Raw genomic sequence first — 3,401 nt, 5'->3', positions numbered from 1 at the left:
TTGCGGCCGGACACCGCGACCACGTCCTCCTCGTGCGGGACCGGGCCGGTCAACCGCGGGCGGTAGATCTCGACGACCAGCATCTGGCGCTCGACGTGAAACGAGAAACTGCGGCCGTCGCCCACCTGGCCGAAACCGCTGGCGTGCAGACCAGTGGTCATGTCCTCGATCACAAATTCCCGGGCATCCAATGCGCGGTCCGCGGCGAGAGTCATGATCGCACCATACCGTTGACGCAACCGCTAATTGTGGGGCCACGGCGAGCGGATGAAAACCCACGTGCAGCGGTCTGCCTAGACTGGCCATTCAGTCGATTTACCGTACGCACGACCGAGAGCTACCCCTTGCCGCCTCAAATAAACACCCCGAATCTGCCGATTCGCCGGATCGTCGCGGCACTGGCAATCTTCCCGGCATTTGTCCTGGTCGGCGCCTGCTCCTCCGAGTCCGCCGACGCACCCCCGACGATCGCTCCCGCGCAGGCCGCGCGGTCCCCCGAAGGCACCGGGCGGCCCGACGGCGTGGTGCGGCCGCTGGCCGGCAACGCCCAAGCGGCGGTCGTCGACGCGGCAAGCGGCGCGTTGGCGGTACTCGCCCCAGACCCGACCGGCGATTCCCAGGTCACGGTGTTCGCCAGGGACGGTGAAGACGCGACGACGGTGTCGCTGCCCAGCGCGGCGACCGCCTTGACCGGCGACGGTGACGGGCACGCCTACGCCGCCACGCGCGGCGGATACCACCGGATCGACCTCGCCACGCACACCGCGACCAAGGTCGACGTCGAAGGGCAGTCGGACACCGAGTTCACCGCGATCAGCCGCCGCGCGGACGGCCGGATGGTGCTCGGCAGCGCCGACGGCGCGGTTTACACCCTGGGCTCCGACACCACCGTCGCGGCACAGCTGAAGATCTTCGCGCGCGTCGATGCCCTTGTCACACAAGGCAATACGACCGTCGTGCTGGACCGCGGCCAGACGTCGGTGACGGCGCTCACCGAGGACGGCACCCAGCAGGCGCAGGCGTTGCGTGCCGGTGAGGGTGCGACGACGATGGCCGCCGATCCGGCCGGCCGGGTGCTGGTCGCCGACACGCGGGGCGAGGGACTGCTGGTGTTCGGCACCGACCCGCTGATCCTGCGCCAGCGCTATCCGGTACCCGACTCCCCATACGGCCTCGCGGGGTCGTCGACGCTGGCCTGGGTGTCGCAGACAGCGGCGAACGCCGTCGTTGGCTACGATCTGGCCACCGGAATCCCCGTCGAGAAGGTGCGATATCGAACCGTGCAGCAACCAAACTCCCTGGCTTACGACGAATCCTCTGGCACGCTGTATGTGATGTCCGGATCGGGAGCGGGTGTGCAGGTGATCGTCGACGCGGCGAAAGCGCACGCATGAGCGCGATCCACCAGGGACGGATGCCACCGGGTTGGGAGGACGTCGTCAAGTCCGACCCTTCAGACGACTACGAATGGATCCCTCTGCGGCTGCCGCCGGACGTGACGCGCGTCAGCGCATCGACCCGGTTGTCGATCGAGGCCGAGTACCGCGGCTGGGAACTCACCCGCGTCCGGCTCTACACCGACGGTTCGCGGCGGGTGTTGCTGCGCCGCAAGAAGACGGCGGCCGGCCGGACAGGCATACCCGAGCAGCCCGCGCAGTGATCGGATGATGTACCGCGCGCTGCGGCGGGCGCTGTTTCTCGTTGCGCCCGAACGGATTCACACATGGGTTTTCGCCGCGCTTCGGGCCGTCACCTACTTTTCGTGGCCGCGGCGCGCGCTGAACCGGTGGCTGGGCCCCCGCGATCCGATCCTGGAGAGCACCGTCTTCGGCGTCCGGTTCCCGGGTCCGCTCGGCCTGGCGGCGGGCTTCGACAAGAACGGCAGCGGCCTGCACACCTGGGGTGCCCTCGGCTTCGGCTATGCCGAGGTGGGCACGGTGACCGCGCAGGCCCAGCCCGGCAATCCGAAGCCGCGGATGTTCCGCCTCGCCGAGGACCACGCGTTGCTCAACCGAATGGGCTTCAACAACCACGGCGCGGGTGAACTCGCGGTGCGATTGGCCCGGCACCTTCCGGACGTCCCGATCGGAGTGAACATCGGCAAGACGAAGGCCACCCCTCCGGAGGCCGCGGTCCAGGACTACGCGAAATCGGCTCGCCTGTTGGGGCCGCTCGCGTCGTTCGTCGTCGTCAACGTCAGCTCACCCAATACGCCGGGGCTGCGCGATTTGCAGGCGGTCGAGTCGTTGCGTCCGATCCTGGCCGCGGTGCGGGCCGAGACGTCGACACCGGTGCTGGTGAAGATCGCACCCGACCTCTCCGACGAGGATGTCGATGAAATCGCCGACCTGGCAGTCGAACTCGGCCTGGCAGGCATCGTTGCCACCAACACGACGGTGTCGCGCGACGGGCTGGCGACGCCGGGCGTCGGCGAGCTGGGTACCGGCGGGATCTCCGGACGGCCGGTGGCCGAGCGTTCGGCGGAGGTGCTGCGCAGGCTGTATCGCCGCGTCGGGGACCGGCTGGTGTTGATCAGCGTCGGCGGCATCGAGACCGCCGACGACGCCTGGGACCGGATCACCTCCGGCGCTTCGCTTTTGCAGGGTTACACCGGGTTCGTGTACGGCGGCGGGCTGTGGGCCAAACGTATTCACGACGGCATCGCCCGCCGCCTTCACGAGGGGGGCTTCGCGTCCTTGGCGGACGCAGTGGGGTCGGCCAATTAACTGGCCCGCTTGCGCTTGCGGATGAACTCACCCGCCTCGGCTTCGCGCTGCCGCTTCTCGGCGCGGCGCTCCTTGAGGGATCGTTCGGCCTTCTTCAGGCTCCTACCCGGTTTCTTGTCAGCCATTGTCGCTCCTTAACAGAAGTGGCAATCACTCAACCGCGACCATACGTCAGTTCCCGAGAAAAGCCAGCCGTGCAGGTAATCGAAGCGCGCAGAGCGGATTTCGCTACTTCTGCTCGTACGTCGCGTGGATCAGCGCCCGCGCGATCGCGTGCTGGAACAGATTGAAGCCGAGGTACGCCGGAGTCGCGTCCTCGGGCAGGTCCAGCTTCTCGGCGTCGACCGCGTGCACGGCGACGATGTAGCGGTGCGGACCGTGTCCGGGCGGCGGGGCGGCGCCGATGAAGCGCTTGATGCCGGCATCGTTGCGCAGGGTTAGCGCATCGCCGGGCAGTCCGCTGCCGTCGCCCGCGCCTTCGGGGAGTTCGGTCACGGTGGCGGGCAGGTTCGCCACGGCCCAGTGCCAGAATCCGGACGCGGTCGGGGCGTCGGGGTCGTAGACCGTGACGGCGAAGCTGCGGGTCTCCTCGGGGAAGCCCGACCACGTCAGGTGGGGCGATACGTCGTTGCCGCCGGCGCCCATGATGCCGCTGACCTGGTCGTTAGCCAACGC

The 3,401-nt window shown here is 68.5% G+C and carries 6 protein-coding genes; 3 read left to right on the top strand and 3 right to left on the bottom strand.

Annotation, left to right across the window (positions count from 1 at the left end; translation table 11 throughout):
• Window positions 1–215, bottom strand: a 215-nt coding sequence (locus A5698_RS14675; protein WP_068298116.1) for a hypothetical protein, incomplete at its 3' end; no start/stop codon positions are given.
• 129 nt (window positions 216–344) lie between these two features.
• Between A5698_RS14675 and A5698_RS14670 the strand changes: the two genes are divergently transcribed.
• The 3 genes from A5698_RS14670 to A5698_RS14660 are packed head-to-tail and all read left to right on the top strand — an operon-like array spanning window position 345 to window position 2,726.
• Complete coding sequence (locus tag A5698_RS14670) at window positions 345–1,394, top strand: ligand-binding sensor domain-containing protein (RefSeq protein WP_068298113.1); 1,050 nt, start codon at window positions 345–347, stop codon at window positions 1,392–1,394.
• Window positions 1,391–1,660 (top strand): DUF5703 family protein, encoded by a 270-nt coding sequence (locus A5698_RS14665; protein ID WP_068298111.1) that lies wholly within the window; start codon window positions 1,391–1,393, stop codon window positions 1,658–1,660. Before A5698_RS14670 ends, A5698_RS14665 begins: the two co-directional genes overlap by 4 nt.
• Before the next feature lie 7 nt (window positions 1,661–1,667).
• Complete coding sequence (locus A5698_RS14660) at window positions 1,668–2,726, top strand: quinone-dependent dihydroorotate dehydrogenase (protein WP_197506778.1); 1,059 nt, start codon at window positions 1,668–1,670, stop codon at window positions 2,724–2,726.
• Here A5698_RS14660 and A5698_RS29735 read toward each other — a convergent pair.
• Both A5698_RS29735 and A5698_RS14655 read right to left on the bottom strand, forming a co-directional pair.
• Window positions 2,723–2,851, bottom strand: coding sequence for a hypothetical protein (locus tag A5698_RS29735; protein WP_286144517.1), 129 nt, complete (start codon window positions 2,849–2,851; stop codon window positions 2,723–2,725). The genes A5698_RS14660 and A5698_RS29735 overlap by 4 nt on opposite strands.
• Before the next feature lie 103 nt (window positions 2,852–2,954).
• On the bottom strand, window positions 2,955–3,401 hold a 447-nt coding region (locus A5698_RS14655), incomplete at its 5' end, for a YbhB/YbcL family Raf kinase inhibitor-like protein (RefSeq protein WP_068298105.1).

The organism is Mycobacterium sp. E136 (assembly GCF_001666865.1).
Lineage (GTDB): Bacteria > Actinomycetota > Actinomycetes > Mycobacteriales > Mycobacteriaceae > Mycobacterium.
The sequence above is the reverse complement of the archived record's forward strand: the minus strand, read 5'-3'. Positions and strand labels throughout refer to the sequence as shown.

Excerpts from the sequence above, each read along its gene's own strand:
- A5698_RS14665 (WP_068298111.1), top strand. The coding sequence starts at position 1,391 with ATGAGCGCGATCCACCAGGGACGGATGCCACCGGGTTGGGAGGACGTC.
- A5698_RS14660 (WP_197506778.1), top strand. The coding sequence starts at position 1,668 with ATGTACCGCGCGCTGCGGCGGGCGCTGTTTCTCGTTGCGCCCGAACGG.
- A5698_RS29735 (WP_286144517.1), bottom strand. The coding sequence starts at position 2,851 with ATGGCTGACAAGAAACCGGGTAGGAGCCTGAAGAAGGCCGAACGATCC.